4 protein-coding genes and 1 other annotated feature are annotated in these 3,194 nt (G+C 44.0%); all 4 genes read right to left on the bottom strand.

Annotated elements, in window-relative coordinates:
• Positions 1 to 23 precede the first annotated feature (23 nt).
• Positions 24 to 590 carry a biotin transporter BioY gene (locus QZZ35_RS10370; protein ID WP_291237334.1) on the bottom strand — a complete coding sequence of 189 codons (567 nt, stop codon included), beginning with the start codon at positions 588 to 590 and terminating at the stop codon, positions 24 to 26.
• 151 nt (positions 591 to 741) lie between these two features.
• Positions 742 to 1,389 carry an SdpI family protein gene (locus tag QZZ35_RS10365; RefSeq protein WP_291237333.1) on the bottom strand — a complete coding sequence of 216 codons (648 nt, stop codon included), beginning with the start codon at positions 1,387 to 1,389 and terminating at the stop codon, positions 742 to 744.
• Positions 1,390 to 1,391: 2 nt separating this feature from the next.
• A complete protein-coding gene (locus tag QZZ35_RS10360; protein ID WP_291237332.1) occupies positions 1,392 to 1,661 on the bottom strand; it encodes an autorepressor SdpR family transcription factor in 270 nt (89 codons plus the stop codon).
• A 15-nt stretch (positions 1,662 to 1,676) separates the two neighbouring features.
• A complete protein-coding gene (locus QZZ35_RS10355) occupies positions 1,677 to 2,741 on the bottom strand; it encodes an alpha/beta hydrolase family protein (RefSeq protein WP_291237331.1) in 1,065 nt (354 codons plus the stop codon).
• 142 nt (positions 2,742 to 2,883) lie between these two features.
• Positions 2,884 to 3,092 (top strand) — a binding site (T-box leader).
• Positions 3,093 to 3,194: the final 102 nt, after the last annotated feature.

The following is a 3,194-nucleotide window of genomic DNA, read 5'->3' as shown; positions in this document are numbered from 1 at the left end:
TCTATGTACCGATTTTTAGTGTCTTAAGATAAAAATCCGGTTGGTAACGCTTTTGAAATGCGCTGTCCGATCAATAATGCCAGTGCCAGTTTTATAAGATCCGGAATAATAAACGGAATGACACACCATCCAAGAACGGTGGAAAGACCAACCGGTCCAACATTTTTGGCATACAGGAGCATGAACCATGCCGTACCCAGAATATAACATACAATCAGTCCGCATATCATGGATAGGGCGAGTACCGAGAGTTTTTTGCCTGCAATTTTTTCAAATGCCCACACAACCAGTGCAGAGGCGATAAAACCGATAATGTAACCGCCGGTTGTGCTTAAAAGAACCCCAATGCCGCCTTTGAAACCGGAGAATACCGGGATGCCTACGGCACCGAGAAGTACATATACGATAACGGCACAAGTTCCGCGTTTGCCGCCGAGAACGGCCAGTGACAGGAAGGTGGCAAATGTCTGTAAAGTAAATGGTACCACAGTCGGAATCGATATCCAGGAGCATATGGCTATAAGTACAGCAAAAAGTGCAATGTAAACCATATCATAGGTTTTACTTTTAGTCGATGTCAATGATGTCATAATAAATCCTCACTTTCTGTCTGGTTATGACCAGAAATTCATTTTTCACAGAAATGATAGCATAAACAGGGAAGAATGTCAACTCAATAAAATTAAATGGTTAACATTTGCGTGAGGTTTTAAATAAAGTGTCTATGAACCTGTCCTCTAGTCACCCCTGTTTGCGATACAGGATATAAGAATACAGGTATGTCAATGCAACGGATCCGACGGCAAGGATAACGACCAGAACAGTGGAAAATATTTCGCTTTTAAAGAAGGCAGCGATGATAAACAGAAGGCCCATAATGCAGAAAAGTATACCGCCGAATCGATGTGTTTTACGCCAGACATCCGGATTTTCCAGGGTCCATGGAGTTCGGATACCAAAAAAGTAATTGGAACGTATCTGAGGCATGGAGTTTCCGATGGCAATGAATAGAATTCCTATAGCCGCTGAAAGCACGGTTTCTATATGGACATCGTAGCCGAGAGCCGACAGGGCGGAAAGCCAGCTGCATCCGATCAGAAGAAGGGTGATGCCGGTCATTGCGATCGTATAGGCCTGACCGTGTTTGGCGTAGTTGGCTTTTCTCGGATCGATTTTCGGCATGATAACCATCAGAGGTACAATAAGTACCGGAATTCCGGCAATGACCAGATCCATGTATTTGGCACCGTAAGTGTTGACTTCACCGGTAGATGACCATTGGATCGGAATCTGAGCCGGAAGCTTCGGATAGATAAACAGATGAATGATAAAGGATATGACAGCGACAATAAATAGAATGATTCTTGTTTTGTTTATTTCTTTTTTCAATCTTAATCCCTCTTTTCGTGTTGGCTGAAATCAAAAAACCAGCGGATAATATCCTGGAATACAGTCATATTCAGACTGTAAACAATAGTTTGACCATGACGCTCATCAAGTACCAGACCACTGTTTTTCAGGACATTCAGGTGGTGGCTTATGGAAGGCTTGGTCATATTAAAATATGTGGCAATCTCACCGGCAGTCCGGTCTTTTTCCTGAAGAAGTTTTAAAATCTGCCGTCGGGTCGGATCGGCCAGTGCTTTAAAGGCATCGTTCACAGAGAAGCCCCCTTTTTAATTGTTTTGCACAAAGTCTGCAATTGATTGAATGACTGTTTCGTCCACATGCTGCTTTTTCAGGTAGGAAGCATTGGCATTTTCCTTCTTGCCGGGCATGAAAAGATGTGTCAGGCCGGGATAGGATTGAAATGTCCAGTTTTCCTTTTCTCCAAAAGCAGATTTCCACAGTTCAAAGTCGGTCATCGTTACCTGATAGTCTTCTTCTCCCTGAAGAAGGAGACACGGTTCGGTCATGGATTCAGCTGTCCAAAGGGGATCATAGGAGAGAATATCTCTCCAGTAGGCCGGATAGGCACCGAGAATCGGCTGGGACGGGTCAAGCTGATCCAGGTCATTCAACTGTTCAAGCTGGGCGTAAAGCGCTTCTTTTTGTTCTTTCTGAGTGTCGGACAATACAGGTGTGAGAGAATAGAGAAAATCAAATTGTTCCCGCATCAGTGCAGCCAGATCTCTGGCAGGAGCGGCCATAAAAATAAATCCGGCAGCCTGTGTTTCATACTGTTTTAACATATTTCGAATGAGAGGAATCGCCTGTCCGCCCAGACTGTGTCCGGCCACATAGATTCTTGAAGCATCGATCTGAGGCTGATCGGAGAGCAGCTTTACGGCTTCGGATGCGTCGATAAGGGTTTCCTGTTTTAATGTCAGATCGATATCGGAAGCCATTTCTTTACCATATGCATAGGTGCGTTTGTCATATCGGTAGACAGCAATTCCATGAGCGGCAAGACCGTCGGCGATATCTTTAAATGGTTTATTCTCATAAATGGTTTCATCCCGGTCGCTTGGCCCGGAACCGTGGACAAGGATGACAGCCGGAAAAGGACCTTCGCCGTCAGGAAGTGTCAGGATCCCGGAAAGAGACCAGCCTTCGTGATCGGCTACAGGTAATGCAAGCGAAAGTTCTTCATAAGTTTTGGAATCTTCCGGCAGGGTTTCGGATTCGGTCTGTTGATCGGTACTGTCTGTTGTTTCGGACGGCATCTGTTTCGATGAGCATCCGGATAGACTGAAAATAAGTGTGCCGATAAAGAAGAAGGTTAATAGTTTTTTTGTCATATGATAATTCCCCCTTTTTGAAAATAAATTTAGATAATTAGACAATTATCTAAATATCTTTGTTTTCATCATAGCACTTTCCTGTGGAAAGTCAATCAATATTTTTCGTCTTGACAATCATTTTTCAGACGATTATAATGAAAACAACGCGATGATGAGACGAGTAGGGTATGGAACATCACAGAGAGGGACCGTTTGCTGGAAGAGTCCTGTTGGGAAGTATCTGAAGACTACCTCGGAGTGGCTCCAATCAAGCCCGGTGATTCCGTTATCATCAAAATGAAGTGGTTAAACGTGTGCAGAGTGCACGTGACAAAAAGGGTGGAACCGCGAGAATAACTCGTCCCTTTCTATCAGGCAGATGATAGGAAGAGGGCTTTTTTTATTGTATAGATACAGTGATTGGCCCGAATCCTTAGGACCTGAATTTCAAATACAGAATGATGTGAAGGG

The sequence above is a fragment of the Frisingicoccus sp. genome (assembly GCA_016298055.1).
Classification (GTDB): Bacteria; Bacillota; Clostridia; order Lachnospirales; family Lachnospiraceae; genus Frisingicoccus.
This window is presented reverse-complemented; position numbering and strand designations above follow the sequence as displayed.

Excerpts from the sequence above, each read along its gene's own strand:
- QZZ35_RS10370 (WP_291237334.1), bottom strand. The coding sequence starts at position 590 with ATGACATCATTGACATCGACTAAAAGTAAAACCTATGATATGGTTTAC.
- QZZ35_RS10355 (WP_291237331.1), bottom strand. The coding sequence starts at position 2,741 with ATGACAAAAAAACTATTAACCTTCTTCTTTATCGGCACACTTATTTTC.